This window comes from Cryomorphaceae bacterium 1068 (genome assembly GCA_027214385.1).
Classification (GTDB): domain Bacteria; phylum Bacteroidota; class Bacteroidia; order Flavobacteriales_D; family Cryomorphaceae; genus JAKVAV01.
The window spans coordinates 389,335-411,257 of record JAPVXR010000001.1; the positions used below are offsets into that span (position 1 = coordinate 389,335).

Genomic DNA, 21,923 nt, shown 5'->3' on the forward strand with positions numbered 1-21,923 from the left:
AATTCGGGCAATCATAAAGTCAAAATTGTAATTCCAAACTATTGCAGTGTATGAAGGTTATCGAGACGAAAGATGGTAGTAAGTCATTATATCTCCCGGAATTGGATGAAACCTATCATTCTACGCATGGTGCACTCCAAGAATCACAGCATGTTTATATTAAGTCAGGGATTGAGTACTTAGTAGATCAAAATAATCCGAAACTTATAAAAGTCTTTGAGATGGGTTTTGGAACGGGGCTCAATGCCTATCTCACTTCCGATTTCGCAAGGAAATCAAACTGCAAAATTCACTATCGAACCATTGAAAAATACCCATTAAGTATTTCTGATCACTGCAGCTTGGGATATTCGCTCTTACTACCATCACCTGATTACGCTCGAGATTGTCATGCTATTGCCGGAGCTACTTGGGGGCAAAAGGTGGAGATCAATTCGAATTTTATTCTGGAAAAAATTGAGGGTGACTTTTTTGATTATTCAGATCAGGAAAGCAGTTTTGATTTACTCTACTTTGATGCTTTCGGACATCGCGCTCAAAGTGAGCTTTGGGAAATTGAAGTATTTCAAATTTGTGCTTCGTTATTGCGAAAGGGTGGAATCTTGGTGACTTACGCTTCAAAAGGTTCGGCCAGAAGAAACATGATTTCAGCAGGGTTTGAGGTAGAGAAAATTCCCGGAGCACCCGGGAAAAGAGAAATGATGAGAGCCACGAAGTTGTAATGAGTTTTCCCTTTAACGTAAGAGTATACGGTGCGTTGATTTGTGAAAATCACATCCTCCTGAGCGACGAAACAATAAAGGATTTTTCATTTACCAAATTGCCGGGTGGCGGGCTTGAATTTGGTGAAGGAACGCCTGATTGTCTCAAGCGAGAATTTCGAGAAGAAACGGGGCTTGATGTGGAAGTTGTGAGACATATTTATACCACCGACTTTTTTCAGATTTCTGCATTCAACAAGGATCACCAGGTGATTTCAATCTACTATTTGGTGAAATCAGAGGGACTAGAAAGTATTAGACCAATTGAGCCAAGGGAGGCAAATCAGCAATTTAAGTGGATTCAACTTCGTGATCTGTGCGAAGAGCATTTCACCTTTCCCATTGATAAAAAGCTCGTCTCAGAATTAAAAAAGCTCTAGTCGCTTTTGAACGTAACCCGAGATGGAATCTGCCACTTTTGTGGGTTTCTTAGTGCGCCAATTCACTTCTTGTAATCGGCCCCCTAGTACAAAGTAATTGTCTGCGCCTACTTCATCGAATTCCTTAAGAACGTGATCTCTAAAATTGACTAATGCGATCCATCCATCTGTTTCTGAAATGTCTTCAAACCACTCCTCATAATAGCAATCATCGGAGTAGTGGAAATTCAATACGTTCTCACCGATTAAAATGAATTTGTCTATTCCTAAGCCGATGAAATGGTCTGCCAGATCACGCTTTAAAAACATAATGTCGTTGTGCAAACAATCATTCCACTCGCCAAAGAGCTCAAGAATCACAATGCCCTCATTATAATTGGCGTATAGTACTTTTACAAAGAGGGAAGGAGAGCCGAATTGATCCCACTGCGGGTGTATGAGGTGATCGTATAGTGCATTGGTGAATTCAAATTCACTGTATTCATTTCCATAAAAAGGAGATCGAGGGTCTTCCTCTGCAGTGTAAAATTCCCTCCAGTTAAAATATGGCTCAATACTGTGCATTAATCTTATTTCCTGTTTATCGCCTCCCTCACACTGCCGTGCTTTAGAAGCAATTCATTTGCTTTTTGATAGTCGATTCCTAACGCATCCATCACCATTCTTGTTCCTCGGTCTACCAATTTATTATTGCTTAACTGCATATCTACCATTCTATTCCCTTTTACCCTTCCCAGCTGGATCATCAAGCTGGTTGAGATCATATTGAGAACAAGCTTTTGAGCCGTTCCGGCCTTCATTCGGGTGCTACCCGTTACGTATTCAGGTCCCGTGATTATTTCGATGGGGTATTCTACGGCTTCCGCCAATGGTGACCCTTCGTTGCAGGTAATGGCACTGGTAAGAATGCCGTTTTGTCGCGCTTCTTTTACGGCACCGATTACATAGGGTGTAGTGCCTGAAGCAGCAATTCCAACGACCGTATCTTCAGGACCAATCTTGTGCTCAGTCAAATCTTTCCAGCCTTGATTTTCACTGTCCTCCGCAAATTCGACCGCCTTTCGAATGGCTGAGTCACCTCCTGCGATAATTCCTATGACCAAGCCATGCGGCACACCGAAGGTCGGTGGGCATTCAGAAGCATCGACTATTCCCAGTCGGCCGCTTGTGCCGGCTCCTATATAAAAAAGGCGGCCACCGTTTTTCATTCGCTTGGTAGCTTCAAATACAAATTGTTCAATCTGCGGCAGCTTTTCGCTGATGGCTTGGTGAACTCTGGCATCTTCCTGATTGAGTTCGGTTAAGATTGTTCCGATACTTTTCTTTTCTAAGTCGTCGTAATGAGACTCTTTTTCGGTGTGTTTCTTCACGGCGTAAAGGTAAAAAGAAAGCCCCTTCGCATAGGCGAAAGGGCTTCAAGATTAATTCAATTCTTAGTACTAGTTAAAAAGAACTTTTTTGGTAACCTGATTGTCATCAAAGACTACGCGCATGAGGTATACTCCATCGCTAAAGTCAGTCCGATTCATTGAGTAGATTCCTGAATTCACTACTTCATTCATGACAACGCGACCTGTGATGTCCATAAGCTCAACTCTGCGAATAACGAATTCATCATTTCGAATCGTCAATTCTCCCTGAGTAGGATTAGGATAAACAATGGTTGAGTTTTCATAAACTACATCATCGGTACTATTTGGACCACAGCTAGCTCCCTCTAAACCTAATACACACATAATACGCGGCACGGCGTATCCTTGAATAGTATCAATGTAGGCAAGACCTTTTTCAGGACCCATTCCCGGATTTCCAAGAATACCGGTCTGATGAAGTTCTTGCGCGTTAAAAGCAGTTCCTGCTGCAGCATTTGTAGCAGCAACTACAGCTTCAAGGGTTGGAAGATCCCAGAAATCCCAAGGCCCACTCTCATTAAAGAAAGGAACACCAGGAATTGGCTCATTTATCGGAAGAAGAATTGGGAACAATCCCTCAGGAGTGGATGCTACCGTCATGGTAGGTTGTGTCGGAAGAATATAGTCAAACGTCTCTCCATACAATGAACGAGCGCGATCGGTAAATGGATCTGAAGGCATCGTTTGAATAATATCATTATTACCAAGATCATTCGCATTTTGAACAAATACGTTTGCTCCGCTCACATCTACAACATTTTCATTCGTAGTAGGAACGACTACAGTTCCATCATCAAACGGCGCAAATGGATCTCTGATACAATGGAAGCTTACCATTGGAACTTCTCCCGCATCAAGCCAAGAGCTATCGGCAAGTGCTCCACCTGCGTTTACACCCATGTGAATTTCTTTGGATATTCCAGCTTCTTGACGTGGGTCGGGCAGTCTTGTCGCGCCTGGTCCACCGTCAATGTCACCATCAATGGCCGGAATAACATATGGCCCATCGTTTCCCTGAAATTTGGGCAAACTGGCTATTTCTTCAACATAATCATCAAGTGTAACATAAGCTTGTGCAACGTATCCTCCTGAGCCCTGTCCGAATAGGACGATTTTATCAGGGTCAATTCCATAAGGATTTCCGTCATCTACAGAAGCCTTGAAAAACCGGACAGCGCTTTGTGTGTCGTGCAATGCACGGTAAACCGCTTGAAGCAAAGTTCCACGACGTACGTCTGCATCAGTTGACTCAGGGTTCCATCCGAGACGGTAGTTAATAGAAGCCGCAACAAATCCTCTTCTAGCCCATTGACGGCAGAGGTTTACACCTGCGCTGTCTATTTTATCACCAGTAATAGAACCGTTGAAAAGAGCGGGAAGGAAGTTACCCGTATGGATGAAAATAATCAGTGGACGCGAATCCAAATCATCTTCTCCGGGAGGAGTGTATATGTCCATCTCCAATGATGAGAGTTTTACCAATGTCTGATCTCCACCTGGTGCTCCTGTCGGAATGAAATATTCTGTTGGGAATGGTTCATCATTGTCAATATTTTCATTCAACGCTGTCATTTCAGCGGTCCAAGTCGCAGGATCAGTAAGGATACCGGGAATAGAGAATGGATTCACATTGGCTCCAAATACCACGTCATTTTCGACCTCGTTCGAGGAGAAAATCTCTGTAGCATATCGCTGCGCTTGTGTTTGTAACGAGGCTGCTAGGAATAATCCCAGACTTAGGCCGAGTAGGTGTTTCTTCATACGTGCTTTGTTTTTGCTATTTGAATTGTAAAATAAGACATTTATCGATTTAGCCATTCATAAATTATGGAAAAGTAGGCCATTCTTCCAACGTAAGGTCCACCGTAAACAGTGAATACTCTATTGTCAGTAAGATTCGAAGCTCCTAATTTCAGTGTGGTGTTGATCTTTTTGAAATTGGTCATCACGGCTGCATCCACCATGTAGTATGACGGAACAAAACCTGTAAACTGCGGACTGCCTTCGAAAATAAACCCATCTACCCATTTGGCATTCACACTGAATCCCCAGTTTTTGAGTCTCATGAAGCCCAGATCTGTTTTTAGGTCTCTTGCATTTATTCCAACGTTTACTTTGTGTTCAGGCGTATTAAACGCCGGGATGATCGGATCATCTTCACCACTCACCAGATTGTTCCAGCTATAATTGGTTGTGAGAGCGAAAGTTTTGTAGAAATAGTAATTTACTCCAACTGAGAATCCTTGGGTTGTAACGGTTTCTGTGGCATTGGCCGCAACTCTGAAAACCTGTAAGCTGGTAAAGTCAGGTCGCTCGGCTTGAGGAGTATAAGGCAGTGTCAAACCAATGTTGAAACCAATGAAATCCTCATAGAAGGTGTAATAATAGCTAGCGTCCACATAAATCTTGTTTGACAAGGTACTTCGATATCCGACCTCAAATGTTCTGGCTTTTTCTGGTCGGATAGGGTCAACATTGAAAAATTCGAGACGATTCCAGTCGAAGAGAGAACTGTTCCGTGCTTCATCAAAGGATTCCAAAGTAACTAAAGAATCTTGCCCTGACAAATTACCAAGTAGAATGGCCCGGCCGACATCATAGTACAGAAACTGATCGGCCATTGTGGGATTACGAACGGCTGATGATACACCTGCTCTCAGCACAGTGTTTTCGTTTAATTGAAATACTAAACTTGCTGCAGGAGAGACAATAGCATCGAAATTTTCATTCTTATCTACTCTTAAAGTCGCTTGAAGTATTAGCCTTTCATCGATAAATTTCTTCTCTAATCCAACATAAGCTCCGGCTTGCCAATTGGTAACAGTTCGATAGCTCGAGTCCGTTCTCACGATTGAAGTAGTACCGTCTTCATTCATGATCGTTTCTCGTGTGTATTCCAGAGTATCTTCAAAGATTGTTCCGCGTGAATTGGGACGATAAAGTCTACCGCTACCTCCAACTCTTATTTTCGCAAACCTTGTGTCAAAAATATATTCTCCCTGTGCGTGATACAAACTGGACTTGTCGTAAAAGCGAGATCCGCCCTCTGTGAATAATCGAGAAGTCACATCGTTAAAGAGTGAATCAAATCTTGCCGTTCCCGGTTCGAAATAGGCATTTTCACCCTGTCCTTTGGTAGTTCTCTGAATGAGATCGTTGTACTCTTGCATGAACTCTGCGTTGTCCTGTGCCCACTGCAATTGATCGCTCTGAACCATCATCCTCCAGGCAGTATTTGCCTCAGCAAAGCCTGGAGCTGTGCCTGTTTCGGGATCAAAAAAGTCAATAAAATTAGGTCGCGTAGAAGAGTATTCAGTACTATCAGGACTCGGCATTCCTGCCATGAAAAGCTCGTCATTAAAAGTCTGATAGTTTTGAGAGTACGAACGGTAATACGTACCCTCCGTCATGTGCGCATCTGACATTAATGCTCCCGTCAAAACGGCATCGTAGCTATTGCCTGCGTCCTCGCTGGTTGCATAAGCTCTGAAGAAAAACTTGTCCTTCTTCTCAATCTGTACTTTGTGCTGGAAAAATTGAATATCTCTTAGGCTGTAGCGGTTGTCTCCTTGATAGACCGTCGTACCGTTTCCATAATTAAAGTAGTAGTCAAGCACCAAATCGTCCTTGATTTTGTAGTATAATCCTGCACTGGTCTTAAGGTTTCTGGTATCGTAATCGGCCAGGTCTATTTCGCGGTATCCGGGGCGGTAAACCCTCGTCAAAGCCGGTCTCTGTTCAATGCTAGGTCCCAGGTCGTTGATGAAAATATTTCCACCGGTTGTTACTTCATCTCCATATCTGTTCACAGCATCATAGCCCGAGAAGTTTGTTTCATCGACGGCTAATCCTTCTATAGCGTCGTAATTTTCAGCTTCCCAATCCAAAGCACTCAAATAGAATACGTTCAACTTGTATCCAAATTTCTCTTTTCCGTCTTTGTTTTTAAAGACCTCAGCCCAACGAATTGCTCCTTCAAAAAGCGATCGTTCTCCGGCTTTGAGGGAAACAGTCAATCCAGGAAAAAGAAATGGATCCTTAGTCTTCATATCGATGACTCCATTAAAGGCTCCCGGGCCGTAATATGCCGAGCTCGCACCAGCCACGATATCGACAGATTGTACATCCAAGTCTGAGGCTCCCAAGAAATTTCCGAGTGAAAAGTTCAAACCAGGTGATTGATTGTCTACTCCATCGATTAGTTGAAGCGAACGAACGGGAGATGTGCTGTTAAAACCTCTGGTATTGAGTATTTTAAAACCTAAGCTAGCTGATGTGATGTCAACACCTTTTAGATTTCCCAGACCTTCATAAAAGCTTCCGGAGGGTGCCTCTTTGATTGCTATCACGTCCATAGACTCAACTGTAAGTGGGGCCTGTTTACTTTTTTCACTGATCCTACTTCCTACTATCTCCACTTCGTTTATCAAAACATTGTCAGTGCCCAAAGCCACTTTTACCTTTTCGTCAAAGGAGCTTACAGTATACTCTTGAGCCGTATACCCCAAGAAATTTATAATCAAAGTGATTGGCGGGTTCTGACTTACATCGAGTGAGAAATTACCGTCAATATCAGTGGTGGTTCCAGTGGTTGTTCCCTTTATTACAACGGATGCACCGATCAGGGTTTCGCCTGTGTCATCGTCCGAAATCGTCCCTTTAATAGTGCCTTGTGAGTAGGAAAAAGAGCTAATTAATGCAAAAATTAGTGCGAACACCGCCGCCTTCCACGTTATCGTCAAATTCATTCGTTGTAGAAATAATGGTGTCAATTTTACACCTCGGAGTGCCAAAATAAAGAAATCATCGATGTGACGCGACTTACCGTCTCAATTTTTAGGAAATATTTTCTGCACAATTGAATTGTTGAGCAATTCCTTGCGCACACTTAATTGTATAATGGTGGATAGGAAAACGGGTCAAATTCATGCATGATTCCGTAGGCCGCTTCAACTATATCCTCGTGATTTGGCTTCGAAAAGTAGTCACCATCAGTCCCATAAGCCGGTCGATGAGCCTTTGCTGAAAGGGTTATTGGCTTGCTGTCGAGATGGAAATATCCATCTTGTTCATTTAAAATTTTGTCAAGAAGAAAAGCAGAGGCGCCACCAGGCACATCTTCATCTACAATCATGAGTCGATTAGTCTTTTTCAGACTTTCAACAACCATGTGATTTTTATCGAAAGGCAATAAAGTTCTGGCATCTATTAGCTCAACGTCCACATTCATCGAGCTAAGTGACTCTACCGCTTCTTCAACAATATTGAATGTGGATCCGTATGACACGATAGTGAGATCTGTTCCTGCCTTCACAATCTCAGGTATTCCCAATGCTACCTTATATTCACTCAGGTTTGACGGTAGTCGTTCTTTACTGCGGTATGCGTTCAACGGTTCTACTACTAAAGCGGGATCATCTCCTTGCAGTAAGGTGTTGAACATACCTGCGGCAGTAGTCATGTTTCGGGGAACACAAATGTGAATCCCTCGGATAGCGCCGAGAATAGCTCCCATTGGTGAGCCCGAATGCCAAACCCCTTCTAATCTGTGGCCTCTTGTGCGAACAATCAATGGGGCCTTTTGACCTCCTTTGGTGCGGTATTGAACTGTTGCCAAATCATCGCTCATTATTTGCAGGGCATAAAGCAAGTAGTCCAAATACTGGATCTCGGCAATAGGTCGGAGTCCGCGCATCGCCATGCCGATTCCCTGGCCTATAATGGTGGCTTCTCGAATACCCGTATCAGAAACTCGAATTTCTCCAAACGCTTCCTGCATTCCTTCCATACTCTGATTGACTCCACCGATCTTTCCAACGTCCTCGCCAAAGGTTAAAACCTCCGGGTATTTCTTAAACAGTGCAGCAAAATTATCGCGTAGTACAATTCGTCCATCGACCTTTTCATCAGAGTCGTAGGTCGGTTTGATTTCTCCGATTTTTAGAGGAGATTGTTCGCTTTCGCTGTACAAATGAGAGCTGTAACGATCGTTATTGAGACTCCGATAATTCTCTATCCATAATTGCAATTCGCTGCGGATCGGATCATCACTATCTCGAAAACTATAAAGTAATTTTCTTGCACCTGAAAGCAAATCTTTGCGAAGAGGTTCCGTTAAGGACTTCAGGTCGTTTTGAACAGACCGGATCTCTCCGTTTCCTTCTGCCTTTTCAAAAATTGAGAATAACTGTTCGCGTTCAGTTAATATATCATCCTGAAACTCTTTCCACGCTTCTTTCTGTGCTGAGCGAACATCTTTCTTTGCTTGCTTGGCTATGGCTTCTAACTCTTCTTCCGTAGATAAGTCGTGCTCGAGAATCCAAGTCTTAAACTTGACAATGCAATCGTGTTCTTTTGCCCACTCCAATTGTGCTTTTGACTTATATCGTTCATGTGAACCTGATGTGGAGTGGCCTTGAGGTTGAGTTACCTCCTCGACGTGTATAAGCACAGGGACATGCTCTTTGCGAGATATAGCTACAGCATCTTCATATGTTTTTATGAGGTTGACATAATCCCAGCCTCTTACTTTGAAAATTTCATATCCCGGGCTATTCTCTGACCTCTGAAATCCTTTGAGAGCTTCAGAAATACTACCTTTTGTTGTTTGATATTTTTTAGGAACAGAAATTCCATATCCATCATCCCAAACGGACATGACCATGGGTATTTGCAAAACACCGGCGGCATTGATGGATTCCCAAAATACTCCTTCACTGGTGCTTGCATCACCTATGGTTCCAAACGCTACTTCATTTCCCTGATTTGAGAATTTTTCAAATCCTGCATGAAGTTCCTTGTTTTTACGATAGATTTTTGAGGCTTGCGCCAACCCAACAAGTCGGGGCATTTGTCCCGCAGTGGGAGAGATGTCTGCAGAAGAATTTTTTTGAGTTGTAAGATTCTTCCAGTTTCCATTTTCATCCAGATTTCTGGTACTGAAGTGTCCGCCCATCTGCCTGCCTGCGCTGGCTGGTTCTTTCACAGGGTCGGGGTGTGCATATAAACCGGCAAAAGCTTCTTTTACTGATAGCGCCCCTATGGCCATCATAAAAGTTTGATCACGGTAGTATCCGGATCGAAAATCGCCATTTTGAAATTGCTTCGCCATGGCAATTTGAGCCAATTCTTTTCCGTCTCCGAAAATTCCGAATTTGGCTTTTCCCGTCAGAACTTCTTTTCTACCCAAAAGTGAAGCCTCACGGCTCTCGCATGCTAATTTATAATCTGTAATAATCTCTTGAATAAACGCTTCCTCCTCTACGGAAACGTTTTGTTCTTCGGTCGTCATGTAGGTGGCATTTAGATGCTGCAAAGATAGCAAAAGCGAATGCCATTTTTCAGTAGTGGGTGGGGATTCATAAGAACGGTCTGCTGCTCAATGCTTTCCCAGCCAAACGGAAGGGACGATGTTTGGCATCGAATAAGTGGCGGTTGTTTTTTCTGCTTCGGGTGGTTTCTCTGTAAATGGGGCCGCATGCGTGAAACCATAAATCATAGTAAGAAAGGCTACAACTACGAAGCATCCTATCAGGATCAGGGCGGGTGCATATTTCTTGGTCATGGCTTTGAGTTTTTTTAAAGCAGGCCCTGCCTAAAAGGGCCTGCTTTATGTTGTTTGGTTTGTTTAATGGTTAGCAGTTAATCATTGTCTTTATTAATGTCTAAGTCTTCTGGTAATTCCGCTTCAATCTGCTTGGCTGATTCTTGTAAAATGTCTTCCCTTGCCTGTGCTTTTTCCTCTTCACTAATTGGGCAAGTCCTACACTTTAGTCCTTTCTCTGTCATCAGCCACGTATGGCCCAACATATTTCGGTCACGGGTATTGGTGACATTCGGAATATCGTAGATCACCTCCTTAGAACTAGGTGCTAGTGTTATAGCTTTTCCTATAGGAATGTAGAGAATGTAGCGTGCTTTTTGAGACCTTACCTTATTTCCCTTTTCAAGAATGAAATAAGGTGATACCCTCAAACTATCGTTGCTTATCGACCAGCTCGATTTCATTTGACGAGCGTTCCTGATGGCATCTTTTTGCGAAGAACCTCTCGCCGATTTTTCAACTTCAAAAAGAAAACGATCTCCAGCTGCTTGCCTAGTGGTTAATGTGTTCTTTCCGACGTACACTACATTAGTCGAATCAACCCATGGAATTGTTACACCACCTTCGAAAAAAATCGAGCCGTCAATAAAGTCTCCGGAAAATTTGAATCGAGTGAGTTCGCTTCCTTCAATATCCAAAATCAGAGTATCAATGCGAGAATCGACATCCATTTGCAGGGTTTCCGTAAATCTTGCTTTCGTTTGACGATTCTCGAATAATTGAACACCACTGGCAGCTAGTAACCCAATACCTACGAACCAAATGACAATTAATGCTATCGCAACGATACCCGAGTAGCGAATCTTCTGAAAGAGTATTCTGATTCCAAGTAAGAGTATTGAAACGGCCGGAACTCCTAGTACCAGTGCTATTCCTCCTACGAATAGTCCTCTATTGGTAGAGTCAGCCAAGGTAGAATTCATAAACTCTCTTAGCTCACCGGAACCGGTAGCTGATAGAAACGAATCAATTCCAAAGAGTCCGGTAATCAGAGCCATTAACGCGAATGCTCCTGCCAGAAAAAAGACTACTCCCAAGATTTTTGCCAAGACGACAATCAGGACTTTCAGAATTCTTCCGAGTGCATCGAAAAAATCACTGATGACGTCGCCTAGATGCTTTCCCGCGCTGTTGACGCGGTCACCGCTGATGTCATTTCTTTTACCAAAATCTTTGATATCGTCTTTGATATCCGAAAATGACTCATTTACTTTCTTTGAGATATTGTTTACTGTAACTGCTTCACCCCTCATCTGGAGTTTCTCAGCAGTGGTTTTTGCCTTCGGTATAATCAAGGCAAGTATAATGTACACGATTGGTCCCACACCGAATGCGATCGTTGAGATTACAAACAGGGCTCTTAGAATAATTGGATCCCAGCCCAAGTAGGCACTTAGACCGCTACAAACTCCAAATAATAGTTTGTCATCAGGATCCCGGAAAACACGCTTTTCGTACTTTTTTCCTGAGGTTTTTCTCTTAAACTCCTGTTCCATTTCTTCATCTTCTGCATCGATGTAGTCTTCAGGTTTACCCATAATAGCAATGACCGCTTCTACATCTTCAAAGACGATTACCTGCTTGCTTTCATTGATTCTTTCTGAGAAGAGTTCAGAAACCCTCAATTCGATATCAGATATTATTTCGTCTGCACTTTGGTGACCTTCGAATGAGTTCCGAATCGCCTCCAAGTATTTTTCCAATTTGGCGAAGGCATCTTCTTCTATACTGAAAATGCGTCCGCCTATGTTTACGTTTATTGTCTTATTCATGATAGTCAGTCCTTGGTAGTGGTTTGTTTAACGGCGTGAACCAATTCATTCCATGTTTGGCTCAATTCGCTTAGAAATTGTTCTCCTAGCTCGGTGAGCTTATAGTATTTTCTCGGGGGGCCTGATTTGGATTCCTCCCAGCGGTAGTCCAGAAGACCCGCATTCTTGAGTCGCGTCAGCAAGGGATAGAGAGTACCCTCAACTACGATGAGCTTTGATTCCTTTAGCTCGCCTATAATATCCGATGGATACATTTCTTTTTGGCTGAGCAGTTGAAGAATCACAAACTCAAGGACTCCTTTCCGCATTTGCGCTTTTGTGTTTTCAATCTTCATAATTGGAGTCGTTCTGATTCGTGAATTAGGTGCTGAATTTCCCTGCCATAGGGATTTTTGTATTCGGCCCCTGTTTTTGAATTTGCCATTTATTTAACTTGTTTAATGTTTAACCGATACAAACATACATATTTAATACAGTACTATGCAAAACAAAGTACCATAATTTAACCAAGTACTATTTGGGTGGTTTTATTTGAGGATAAATGGTTGGTGTTGTAGTTTTTTGAAACCTTCACCGCTTATTCAGGTATACTTTCGAGAATAAAGAAACCTCAAGCATGAAAAAGTTATTCTCCATAGTAATAGGAATAGCAGTTGTGGCTCTGATCCAATCCTGTTCAAGCGGACAAAAGAAATGCGCGGCTTACACCAAGCATGATACGAGCAACCAGCCATCCTATCACGAGGTGCAATAAGCATCCAAGAAACCTGCAAGATCAAGAATACGAATCGGCCTATGTGCCGATTCTTTTTGTTTCTAACCCTCTTATTAATGCGTAATTTTGCGCTGTGAAAGCGGAGATAATTACCATTGGCGACGAGATATTAATCGGTCAAACCATAGATACCAATTCAGCCTGGCTTGGGGAGCAACTTCATCTGATAGGTGTAAAGCTGAATAGAATAGTTACCATCAGCGACACCCCTGAGGCCATTCGTGACTCTATAGACGATTCTTTTAATCGAGCCGATTTGATATTGATGACCGGCGGGCTTGGGCCTACCCAAGATGATGTGACCAAAGTAACTTTAGTAGAATTTTTTGGGACTACCCTTGAGCGGAATCAAGAAGTTTTAGATGAGATCGATTCCTACTTTACGGCCAAGGGATTGCAAATGCTCGAGTCGAACCGCAAACAGGCCGATCTTCCCAAAGACGCTAAAATCCTTCGCAATACCAGAGGCACCGCAATGGGAATGTGGTTTGAGAAAAATGGGAAAGTATTGATCTCAATGCCTGGAGTGCCTTACGAAATGAAAGGCATAATGCAGGACCATGGTCTACGAATGCTCCAAGATTTCTTCCCCACAAAGACAATCCTGCATCAGACGATTCAAACACAAGGCATCGGTGAAAGCTTTCTTGCCGAGATAATCAGCGATTGGGAAACTGCATTAAGAAATGACGGTGTATCTCTGGCTTATTTGCCTTCACCTGGCTTGGTTAAGTTGCGACTTACTGCTTATGCTGATAGTGCTAATAAAGACGAGGTATCTGATAAAATAGCACATTACATTTCGGAGTTAGAAAGGAGGATTCCTGAATATATTTTTGGGAGGGAAAAGGATACGGTCGCAAAAGCTGTTCAGGATCTTTTTCAGTCTCGCGGCTTGACTTTGGCAGCCGCCGAAAGTTGTACCGGTGGATTAATTGCTCACGAGATCACTTCTATTCCGGGTTCTTCAGCCCACTTTATGGGATCTATGGTTACATACAGCAACCAAGCTAAGACGATCATTTTAGGTGTAAAGGAAGAAAGCCTGGAAGAGTATGGTGCTGTGAGTGAACAGGTGGTTAGAGAAATGGCTGAAGGAGTGAGGCAGAAACTGGGTTCAGATTATGCAATTGCTACTTCAGGAGTAGCAGGTCCTGATGGTGGTACCGAAGAAAAACCGGTTGGAACGGTATGGGTTTCTGTCGCAGGTCCTGGAAAAACCTTGTCAAAAAGACTCAATTTGGGTAAAAGTCGTGAGCGAAACATCAGAATATCAATGCTTAGCGTCTTGAATTGGTTGAGACAAGAAATTATTTCGGGAACCTTTGAATAATAGATAGAAAATACCGTTATTTGCACCCCACTTTTTACACCCTAAAGGACAGTAATCATGGCTAAAGCATGTGAACTTACGGGCAAGACAGCAATGGTTGGTAACAATGTTTCGTTTTCGAACAGAAGAACCAAGCGTCGCTTTAACCCGAATTTGATAAGAAAGAAATTTTACCTCGCAGAGGAGAAAAAATGGATCGAACTGACAATTTCGACTTCAGCTCTTCGCACGGTTAACAAGATTGGATTAGCCAAAGCTTTGAAAAGAGCGAAAGAAAAAGGCTATTACAACGGATAATAAGAGTAGAAATGGCAAAGAAAGGCAATCGCGTTCAAGTTATTTTGGAATGCACTGAGCACAAGGAGACGGGCATGCCCGGAACTTCTCGTTACATCACTACCAAGAATAGAAAAAACACTCCGGACAGAATGGAGCTCAAGAAGTACAATCCTATCTTGAAGAAAAAGACTGTCCACAAGGAGATTAAATAATACTGAGTCATGGCAAAGAAGACCGTAGCAACACTCCAGACAGGTGGCGGAAAGAACCACTCAAAAGTGATTAAGATGATAAAGTCTAAATCAGGTTCTTACAGCTTTCGTGAAGAAATCGTAACCAACGATAAAGTGGGCGACTTCTTCAAAGAAGACAAATAGTCCTCCATGTAATAATTTTACAAGCCTTTTTCCAAAATTCGGAAAAAGGCTTTTTGTGTTTTAATAGATCAAAGCATGGGAATCTTTAATTTTTTCTCGAAAGACAAGAAGGAAAAGCTTGACGAAGGTTTGGAAAAAACCAAAACCGGTCTGTTTTCCAAACTTACCAAAGCCGTCGCCGGAAAGTCAAAGGTTGACGAAGAAGTGCTCGATGAACTCGAGGAGATCTTGATCTCTTCGGACGTTGGAGTGAATACTACGCTCAAAATCATAGAGCGCATCGAAGAGCGAGTAGCCAAGGATAAATACCTCGGTACAGGAGAACTCGACAAGATTCTTCGTGAAGAAATAGCTGCTTTGCTTGAAGAGAATAATTCAGGAGTTGCCACTGAATATTCTGTTCCTGATACCCATAAGCCTTATGTGATCATGGTAGTGGGTGTGAACGGAGTTGGTAAAACGACCACTATCGGAAAGTTGGCTTATCAGTTTAAGAAGATCGGAAAGAAAGTTGTGTTAGGAGCAGCTGATACTTTCCGTGCGGCAGCGGTAGATCAACTCATTATATGGTCTGAAAGAGCAGGAGTTCCAATTGTCTCTCAAGGTATGGGTGCTGATCCTGCTTCAGTAGCATTCGATACCCTTCAATCTGCGGTAACGCAAAATGCCGATGTGGTATTGATTGATACGGCCGGAAGGCTCCACAACAAAGTGAACTTAATGAATGAGCTGACCAAGATTCGCCGCGTGATGGATAAGATCGTCCCGGGAGCGCCCCATGAGGTGCTTTTGGTATTGGACGGGAGTACTGGTCAAAATGCCATTGAGCAAGCGCGTCAGTTCACTAAAGCCACAGAGGTAACGGCTTTAGCATTGACTAAAATCGACGGCACTGCCAAAGGAGGTGTCGTCATAGGAATATCAGATGAATTTAAAATTCCCGTAAAGTACATCGGGGTAGGAGAGGGAATGGAGCACTTACAAGTGTTTAATAAATACGAATTTGTTGATTCCCTTTTCAGCAAGTAAGGTGTAGGATGAAGACGAAGACCCTAAAAAAGAACAAGGTTAATGTAGTTACTCTAGGCTGCTCAAAGAATATCTACGACAGTGAGGTAATGATGAACCAGCTTCAGGCAAATAAGTATGACGTGGTGCATGAAAGTGACGACGGAGATGCCTCAGTCGTTATCATCAATACCTGTGGATTTATCGATAATGCCAAGCAAGAGAGTATTGACACCATTATTCAATGGGCTGATGCCAAAGAGCGTGGATTTGTAGATAAAGTCTACGTTACGGGATGTCTTTCGGAACGGTATAAGGGAGATCTTGAAACAGAAATCCCCGAAGTGGATGCCTATTTCGGTACGCGTGAATTACCTCGATTGCTGAAAACTCTGAAGGCTGATTACAAGCATGAGTTAGTGGGAGAGCGATTGCTCACGACTCCATCTCATTACGCCTATTTCAAAATTGCAGAGGGATGTGACCGACCTTGCTCGTTTTGTGCCATTCCGCTAATGCGTGGTAAGCACCGCTCAACTCCAATCGAGGAATTGGTGGAGCAAGCCAAGGGACTTGCAGCGAAAGGAGTAAAAGAGCTGATGCTTATTGCACAAGATTTAACTTATTACGGCCTTGATATTTATAAGAAGCGAGAGTTAGCGAAATTGCTTCAGGCTTTAGCTGATGTGGAAGGAATCGAATGGATTCGTTTGCACTACGCCTTTCCGAGTGGCTTTCCTATGGAGGTGCTCGATGTGATGCGCGAGCATCCAAACGTTTGCCTATATCTCGATATCCCACTTCAACACGCCTCAACGCGAATGCTCAAAGCGATGCGACGAGGAATCACCCGAGAGAAGACGACTGAATTGATCCGCAAAATTCGCGAGCAGGTTCCCGGAATCGCTGTGAGAACAACCCTCATTTCCGGATACCCTGGCGAGAGTGAAGAAGACCACGCTGAAATGTTGGAATGGGTTGGCGAAATGCGCTTTGACCGATTGGGCTGTTTCACCTATTCGCACGAGGAGAATACGCATGCTTTTAATTCGGAGGACGACGTCCCTGAAGAATTGAAGAAGCAACGTGCCGATGAAATTATGGAATTGCAAAGCGGCATTTCACACGAGATCAATCAAGAAAAAGTTGGTAAAACCTTTAAGGTGATGATCGATCGAGTAGAAGGTAACGACTACATCGGTCGCACCGAATTTGACTCACCCGAGGTGGACAACGAAGTGATTATTCCTAAATCGACGGGCTATGCGCGGATTGGTGATTTTGCCGAAGTGAAGATCACGGATTGTGCTCCGTATGATCTCTATGGGGAGTTGGTCGCTCCTTAAGAATTCCTTCAGTCTTATAGTAGATTTCATCTTTTGTTAATCTGCTCTCCACATGTTTTTGAATACTGTGAGCTCCTTCCCTTCTAGGAGTTGACTTATGCAAGTCTCTTGCTTGAGGCTGGAGTGAATTGTTTAGCAAGTCCTAAGAAACCCTAAATAAAACGGCGCATTTTTCCGATATTTGCCCCCTCAAAATAAACCTCTATGAGCGACGACAAAAAAGTCATATTCTCCATGGTGAAGGTCAATAAGACCACACCTCAAGGAAAGCAAATACTCAAAGACATATACCTCTCCTTTTTCTACGGAGCGAAAATCGGAATCCTCGGTCTCAACGGGGCGGGAAAATCAACGGTGTTGAAGATTATCGCTGGTCTAGATGAAGCCTACAAAGGCGAAGTAGTTCGTTCTCCTGGATACACTCTTGGCTACTTGCCGCAGGAACCCGAATTGGATGAATCCAAAACAGTGAAGGAAATCGTGATGGAAGGGGTGAAAGAAATTACCGACGTACTTCAGGAATATGAAGACATCAATAACAAGTTCATGGACGAAGAGATCATGAACGACCCCGACAAAATGCAGAAGTTGATCGATCGCCAAGCGGAAGTACAGGAGCGGATCGAAGCACTCGGTGCATGGGACTTGGATACGAAATTAGAGATCGCCATGGATGCCCTTCGAACGCCTGAAGGTGATACTCCTGTAAAGAACCTTTCGGGTGGGGAACGTCGTCGCGTCGCACTGTGCCGACTCCTTTTGCAAGAGCCTGATATCTTGCTACTCGATGAGCCTACCAACCACCTCGATGCCGAATCGGTAATGTGGCTGGAGCAGCACCTACAACAGTACAAAGGAACGGTACTGGCCGTGACTCACGACCGTTACTTCCTAGACAATGTAGCGGGATGGATTCTCGAGCTCGACCGCGGACAGGGTATTCCTTGGGAAGGAAACTATAGCTCGTGGCTCGACCAGAAATCCAAGAGACTTGCGCAGGAAGAGAAAAAAGAGAGCAAGCGACGAAAAGAATTGGAGCGCGAGTTGGAATGGGTTCGCATGAATCCAAAAGGCCGCCAAGCCAAGAATAAAGCACGTATCGCCAACTACGACAAGATGATGGCTGAAGGCACCAAGGACAAGGAACAACGCATTTCCTTGGCTATTCCTAACGGTCCACGACTCGGGAACGAAGTAATCGAAGCGGTGGATGTGTCGAAAGGATACGGCGACCGTCTGCTTTACGAAGGACTGAATTTCAAATTGCCACCCGCAGGTATCGTGGGAATCATAGGACCGAACGGTGCAGGTAAAACCACTTTATTTCGCATGATAATGGGTGAGGAAAAACCCGATTCAGGTGAATTCAAAATCGGCGAAACGGTAGAAATCGGATATGTGGATCAGCAACATGATGATCTCGATCCAGAGAAAACAGTCTGGGAAGTTGTTTCAGGTGGAACGGAGTTTTTGGAAGTAGGCGGAGAGAAAGTCAACTCACGTGCTTACTGCTCCAAATTCAACTTTAATGGCCCCGAGCAGAACAAGAAAGTCGGAGTGCTTTCCGGTGGCGAGCGAAACCGACTGCACTTGGCAATGACTTTAAAAACAGAAGCAAACGTGCTCCTGCTCGATGAGCCGACCAACGATATTGATGTGAATACTCTTCGTGCTTTGGAAGAAGGTATTCAGAGTTTCGCGGGCTGCGCCGTGGTAATCTCTCACGACCGCTGGTTCCTCGACCGAATCTGTACGCATATTCTCGCATTCGAGGGAGACTCACAAGTGTACTATTTCGAAGGTTCGTTTAGCGAATACGAAGAAAACAAGAAGAAACGATTGGGTGATGTGAGCCCGAAGCGGATTAAGTATCGGAAGTTGGTACGTGGATAATTGACGATATTACGAGGTATTAAGTATAAAGACGGGTTTTACTCTTAATACTTAATACTGCCGTCTTAATACTGAATAACATATGCCCAACACCCCTAAAGGAACAAGAGATTTTCTGCCTGACGTCGTTCGCAAGCGAAACTACATCTTCGGGACGATACGTGCGGTTTTTGAGAAGTACGGCTATCAGCCGATTGAGACTCCCGCGATGGAGAACTTGGAAACCTTAACAGGGAAGTATGGCGATGAAGGGGATCGATTGATTTTTAAGATTCTACAACGCGATCAAAAATTACAGAAAGCACTCAGCGCTGTCCTAAATCAAGGAGAAACTGAAGATGGGAAGTTGTCGGAAAAAAATCTGGCGGATATTGCATTAAGATACGACCTCACCGTTCCCTTTGCGCGATTCGTCGTCCAGCACCAAAACGACCTCAGCTTCCCTTTCAGGCGCTACCAAATTCAACCTGTTTGGAGAGCTGACCGTCCGCAGAAAGGCCGCTACCGCGAGTTTTTTCAATGCGATGCCGATGTGGTGGGAACCGATTCGCTGAGATGTGAAGTGGAGTATTGCCAGATTTTCGATGAGGTATTTTCCGAGCTGGGATTGCCTGTTGAGATTCGTCTCAATAACCGAAAACTGCTCGCAGCTCTGGCCGAATACATCGGTGAGAAAGACCGTTTGGTGCCGATGACCATCGCCATTGACAAGCTGGACAAGATGCCTATGAATGCCGTTTTGGAAGATTTGCGAAAGCAGGAGTTTCCCGAGTCGGCCATCGATAAGCTTAAAAGTTTTTTGGAAATAGCCGCCGAGAAATTGCCCAATGCCGAGATGCTGAATCGAGTTGCAACGCTTTTGGGCGAAAGCCCAGAAGGTCAAAAAGGAGTAGAGGAACTCCGATTTATCTTGGAAAAGATTGAGAAGCTAGGAATGGAATCGGCCAAAATCGTTTTGGACTTGAGTCTTGCCCGCGGACTGAATTATTACACTGGTGCCATTTTCGAGGTGAGGCCATTGACAGAAAGTCAAGTAGGTAGTATCTGTGGCGGCGGACGTTATGACGACCTCACGGGAATTTTCGGAATGCCGAACATGTCGGGAGTAGGAATCTCTTTTGGTGCCGACCGAATCTACGATCTTCTCGAAGCCGAGAATGCCTTTCCCGATAAGGAGACCGAAGGCACGAAATTGCTTTTTGTGAATTTTGGCGAAAGCGAAGCCGACTACTGCCACAATGCTTTGGTGAAAATCAGAAAGGCAGGCATCCGTGCGGAGCTTTATCCCGATGGGGCCAAGATGAAAAAGCAAATGAAGTACGCCAACGACAAACAAGTACCTTTTGTGGCACTAGTGGGGGAGAACGAGATGAACAGTGGCCACCTGACCCTGAAAGACATGGAGAGCGGCGAGCAATTTGCCCTCGACATTGACGAACTCATTCAAAAACTCACTTGATGCAACACGCCATTTCTGATGAATATTTAACCCTGGACAAAGTAGACGAGATCGTTCGTTCAGGTGCGAAGTTGGAGTTGAGTGAAGGAGCGAAGAAGAAAATTATCAAGTGCCGGGAGTATCTGGACCAACGAATGGAGAAATCCGATGATCCGATCTATGGAATTAACACTGGGTTCGGTTCATTGTGCAACACCACAATCAGCAATGAAAGTCTTGGGCAATTGCAGCAAAATCTGGTGACCTCCCATGCGGCGGGAACGGGAAAAACAATTCGGCCCGAGCTGATCAGATTGATGCTTTTGCTAAAGATTCAAGGCTTGTCTTACGGCCATTCGGGCGCTACACTTGAATTGGTAGAGCGATTGATTTGGCATTATAACAACAATGTCCTTCCTGTGATTTACGATCAAGGAAGCCTCGGCGCTTCGGGCGATCTGGCCCCATTGGCCCACTTGGCCTTGCCGTTGCTCGGTCTCGGCGAAGTTTGGGAAAAAGGCGAGAAGCGTCCAACTGCTCAGATTTTGGCCAATTACGGCTTGGAGCCTTTGGCTTTGAAAAGTAAGGAGGGCTTGGCGATGCTGAACGGTACTCAGTTTATGAGTGCTTATGGAGTGGCCATTTGCCTGGATGCAAAACGGCTACTCGACATGGCCGACCTGATTGGCGCGACGTCTCTCGAGGCGTATGATGGACGCCCCGAACCGTTTAACGATGCGGTGCATGTAGTGCGTCGTCAGCCGGGACAGCGAATGGTGGCAGAGCATTTCCGAAACCTGCTGGGCGACAGCGAGAATTTCTACAAGGCCAAAGCCCACGTTCAGGATCCCTATAGTTTCCGTTGCATTCCTCAAGTGCATGGAGCGGCCCGCGATGCGGTGAACCACTGCCTCGATGTTTTTGAGAATGAGATCAATTCCGTTACTGACAACCCTACCATCTTTCCCGAAATGGATGAGATCATTTCGGCAGGAAATTTCCACGGAGAACCTTTGGCACTGGCCCTGGATTTTATGGCGATTGCTATGGCCGAGATCGGCAGCATTTCCGAACGGAGAATTTATAAATTGGTGGGAGGAACCCGTGGTTTGCCCGCCTTCCTGGTCGCGAACCCAGGATTGAACTCGGGATTTATGATCCCTCAATACACAGCCGCGAGTATCGTGAGCAAGAACAAGCAGCTCTGCACGCCCGCCTCTGTTGATACCATTGACTCGTCCAACGGGCAGGAAGACCACGTGAGTATGGGAGCCAACGCTGCTGTGAAAACCATGGAAGTTGTAGAAAACGTGCAGTCCGTTCTAGCCATTGAGCTTTTGAATGCCTGCCAAGCGCTTCACCTTAGGGGAACGGAAGGTTGTGCTTCCGGCATCAAAAACCTGTATGCCGCTTACCGCAAAACTGTTCCTGCTATCGAGCACGATCAAGAGATGTACTTATTAATTGCGAAGAGCAAGGAGTTTTTAGATGAACTTTTGGTGAGTAAGTATCTTCAAAAGAAATGATGAATATGACAATGAAGAAT

General features: G+C 44.2%; 20 protein-coding genes. 12 read left to right on the forward strand and 8 right to left on the reverse strand.

Features of this window, described 5'->3' with window-relative positions:
- Positions 1–50 precede the first annotated feature (50 nt).
- Positions 51–722: a tRNA (5-methylaminomethyl-2-thiouridine)(34)-methyltransferase MnmD gene (gene mnmD / locus O3Q51_01720; protein ID MCZ4407510.1), complete on the forward strand. Its 672-nt coding sequence runs from the start codon at positions 51–53 to the stop codon at positions 720–722.
- Positions 722–1,141, forward strand: a complete 420-nt coding sequence (locus O3Q51_01725) for an NUDIX domain-containing protein (protein ID MCZ4407511.1) — start codon at positions 722–724, stop codon at positions 1,139–1,141. The genes mnmD and O3Q51_01725 overlap by 1 nt, the downstream gene beginning before the upstream one ends.
- Here the strand turns inward: O3Q51_01725 and O3Q51_01730 are convergent.
- The 8 genes from O3Q51_01730 to O3Q51_01765 all read right to left on the reverse strand — a co-directional run bounded on the left by O3Q51_01730 (position 1,127) and on the right by O3Q51_01765 (position 12,263).
- Positions 1,127–1,705 carry a hypothetical protein gene (locus tag O3Q51_01730; GenBank protein MCZ4407512.1) on the reverse strand — a complete coding sequence of 193 codons (579 nt, stop codon included), beginning with the start codon at positions 1,703–1,705 and terminating at the stop codon, positions 1,127–1,129. The genes O3Q51_01725 and O3Q51_01730 overlap by 15 nt on opposite strands.
- A 5-nt stretch (positions 1,706–1,710) precedes the next feature.
- Positions 1,711–2,511, reverse strand: coding sequence for an N-acetylmuramic acid 6-phosphate etherase (gene murQ / locus O3Q51_01735; protein MCZ4407513.1), 801 nt, complete (start codon positions 2,509–2,511; stop codon positions 1,711–1,713).
- A gap of 69 nt (positions 2,512–2,580) precedes the next feature.
- Positions 2,581–4,314, reverse strand: coding sequence for a T9SS type A sorting domain-containing protein (locus O3Q51_01740; GenBank protein MCZ4407514.1), 1,734 nt, complete (start codon positions 4,312–4,314; stop codon positions 2,581–2,583).
- Between the two features lie 41 nt (positions 4,315–4,355).
- A complete protein-coding gene (locus O3Q51_01745) occupies positions 4,356–7,301 on the reverse strand; it encodes a TonB-dependent receptor (protein ID MCZ4407515.1) in 2,946 nt (981 codons plus the stop codon).
- A gap of 140 nt (positions 7,302–7,441) precedes the next feature.
- Positions 7,442–9,844, reverse strand: a complete 2,403-nt coding sequence (locus O3Q51_01750; GenBank protein ID MCZ4407516.1) for a thiamine pyrophosphate-dependent enzyme — start codon at positions 9,842–9,844, stop codon at positions 7,442–7,444.
- An 87-nt stretch (positions 9,845–9,931) separates the two neighbouring features.
- Entirely contained in the window at positions 9,932–10,117 is a 186-nt protein-coding gene (locus O3Q51_01755; GenBank protein MCZ4407517.1) for a hypothetical protein, read from the reverse strand.
- Between the two features lie 77 nt (positions 10,118–10,194).
- On the reverse strand, positions 10,195–11,928 hold the full coding sequence (locus O3Q51_01760) for a PspC domain-containing protein (protein MCZ4407518.1): 1,734 nt from the start codon (positions 11,926–11,928) through the stop codon (positions 10,195–10,197).
- 5 nt (positions 11,929–11,933) lie between these two features.
- Positions 11,934–12,263 (reverse strand): PadR family transcriptional regulator, encoded by a 330-nt coding sequence (locus O3Q51_01765; GenBank protein MCZ4407519.1) that lies wholly within the window; start codon positions 12,261–12,263, stop codon positions 11,934–11,936.
- Between the two features lie 281 nt (positions 12,264–12,544).
- Here O3Q51_01765 and O3Q51_01770 point away from each other — a divergent pair, with 281 nt between their 5' ends.
- The 10 genes from O3Q51_01770 to hutH all read left to right on the forward strand — a co-directional run bounded on the left by O3Q51_01770 (position 12,545) and on the right by hutH (position 21,903).
- Positions 12,545–12,682 carry a hypothetical protein gene (locus tag O3Q51_01770; protein ID MCZ4407520.1) on the forward strand — a complete coding sequence of 46 codons (138 nt, stop codon included), beginning with the start codon at positions 12,545–12,547 and terminating at the stop codon, positions 12,680–12,682.
- Between the two features lie 94 nt (positions 12,683–12,776).
- On the forward strand, positions 12,777–14,036 hold the full coding sequence (locus O3Q51_01775; GenBank protein ID MCZ4407521.1) for a competence/damage-inducible protein A: 1,260 nt from the start codon (positions 12,777–12,779) through the stop codon (positions 14,034–14,036).
- Positions 14,037–14,093: 57 nt separating this feature from the next.
- The gene (gene rpmB / locus O3Q51_01780) at positions 14,094–14,333 is read left to right on the forward strand and encodes a 50S ribosomal protein L28 (protein ID MCZ4407522.1); all 240 of its coding nucleotides are present in this window, start codon (positions 14,094–14,096) and stop codon (positions 14,331–14,333) included.
- Between the two features lie 11 nt (positions 14,334–14,344).
- Positions 14,345–14,527, forward strand: a complete 183-nt coding sequence (gene rpmG / locus O3Q51_01785; protein MCZ4407523.1) for a 50S ribosomal protein L33 — start codon at positions 14,345–14,347, stop codon at positions 14,525–14,527.
- A 9-nt stretch (positions 14,528–14,536) separates the two neighbouring features.
- Positions 14,537–14,692 carry a DUF4295 domain-containing protein gene (locus O3Q51_01790; GenBank protein MCZ4407524.1) on the forward strand — a complete coding sequence of 52 codons (156 nt, stop codon included), beginning with the start codon at positions 14,537–14,539 and terminating at the stop codon, positions 14,690–14,692.
- A 75-nt stretch (positions 14,693–14,767) separates the two neighbouring features.
- Positions 14,768–15,721, forward strand: coding sequence for a signal recognition particle-docking protein FtsY (gene ftsY, locus O3Q51_01795; GenBank protein ID MCZ4407525.1), 954 nt, complete (start codon positions 14,768–14,770; stop codon positions 15,719–15,721).
- A gap of 8 nt (positions 15,722–15,729) precedes the next feature.
- Entirely contained in the window at positions 15,730–17,046 is a 1,317-nt protein-coding gene (gene rimO, locus O3Q51_01800; GenBank protein ID MCZ4407526.1) for a 30S ribosomal protein S12 methylthiotransferase RimO, read from the forward strand.
- Positions 17,047–17,250: 204 nt separating this feature from the next.
- Positions 17,251–18,939 carry an energy-dependent translational throttle protein EttA gene (gene ettA, locus O3Q51_01805; GenBank protein MCZ4407527.1) on the forward strand — a complete coding sequence of 563 codons (1,689 nt, stop codon included), beginning with the start codon at positions 17,251–17,253 and terminating at the stop codon, positions 18,937–18,939.
- An 82-nt stretch (positions 18,940–19,021) separates the two neighbouring features.
- On the forward strand, positions 19,022–20,398 hold the full coding sequence (hisS, locus tag O3Q51_01810) for a histidine--tRNA ligase (GenBank protein ID MCZ4407528.1): 1,377 nt from the start codon (positions 19,022–19,024) through the stop codon (positions 20,396–20,398).
- Positions 20,398–21,903: a histidine ammonia-lyase gene (gene hutH / locus O3Q51_01815; GenBank protein MCZ4407529.1), complete on the forward strand. Its 1,506-nt coding sequence runs from the start codon at positions 20,398–20,400 to the stop codon at positions 21,901–21,903. Before hisS ends, hutH begins: the two co-directional genes overlap by 1 nt.
- Positions 21,904–21,923: the final 20 nt, after the last annotated feature.